At 63.1% G+C, this 1,060-nt stretch carries 1 protein-coding gene; it reads left to right on the top strand.

The window, feature by feature from the left end; translation table 11 throughout:
* Positions 1-92 precede the first annotated feature (92 nt).
* The coding region (locus TW83_RS18715) for an IS481 family transposase (RefSeq protein WP_045984298.1) at positions 93-1,060 on the top strand (968 nt) is incomplete at its 3' end.

Raw genomic sequence — 1,060 nt, 5'->3', positions numbered from 1 at the left:
TGTTCTATCCCGGATGATCACGTAGACCCTCGCCGGACCGCGCTCTTCGTGGCAAGATCGATCCTGGGCGAGCTTCGGGACGGGAGGCGAGGATGCTGATTTCTCTTCACAAGCAGGCAGCGACAACACCGAAGATACGGGCCGCGATCCAGGCAAGCACGGAACCGGCCTGGAGGGTGGCGGAGCGCTACGGCATCTCCATGCAGACCGTCTGGAAGTGGCGGAGCCGGGACAGCGTCCATGATCGCAGCCATACTGCGCACCGGCTTCAGACAACGCTCACGCCCGCGCAAGAAGCTGTGGCAGTGGCGCTGCGCAAGTCGTTGCTGCTACCGCTGGATGACCTCCTGTCGGTGGTGAGGGAGTTCCTGAACCCGCATGTCTCCCGTTCCGGGCTGGACCGCTGCCTGCGCCGTCATGGCGTAGGCAATCTGCGTGCGCTAAGGCCCGCAGAACCTCGGCCTGCGCACAAACCGTTCAAGGCCTACGAGCCGGGCTATGTTCATGTGGACGTGAAATATCTGCCGCAGATGGCCGACGAGGACCGCCGCCGGTATCTGTTCGTGGCCATCGACCGCGCCACGCGGTGGGTCTTCGTGCGCATCTACCCGGCGAAGACGGCGGCCAATGCCCGCCGTTTCTTGCGGGATCTGGAGCGGGCCGCACCGATGACGATTACCCGCGTGCTCACGGATAACGGCAAGGAGTTTACCGATCGTTTGTTCGGCCTTCGCCGCCGGGGGCCCACCGGCAACCACGACTTCGATCGCCTCTGCGCCGATCTCGGCATCGAGCATCGCCTGGCCCCGCCGATGCACCCGCAGACCAATGGCATGGTCGAGCGCTTCAACGGACGGATCGAGGACATCCTGCAAAGCCACCGCTTCCGCAGCGGCGAGGATCTGGAACAGACCATCCTTCGCTACGTCCGGCTCTACAACGGTCAGCTTCCGCAATCAGTGCTGAAGGGCCGAACCCCAATCAATGCTCTCAAAGACTGGCAGAAACAACGGCCGGACCTCTTCAGAAAGAGGCCGTATAATCACGCGGGATGTGACAC

Source organism: Paracoccus sp. S4493 (assembly GCF_000967735.1).
Lineage (GTDB): Bacteria > Pseudomonadota > Alphaproteobacteria > Rhodobacterales > Rhodobacteraceae > Paracoccus > Paracoccus marcusii.
The sequence above is the reverse complement of the archived record's forward strand: the minus strand, read 5'-3'. Positions and strand labels throughout refer to the sequence as shown.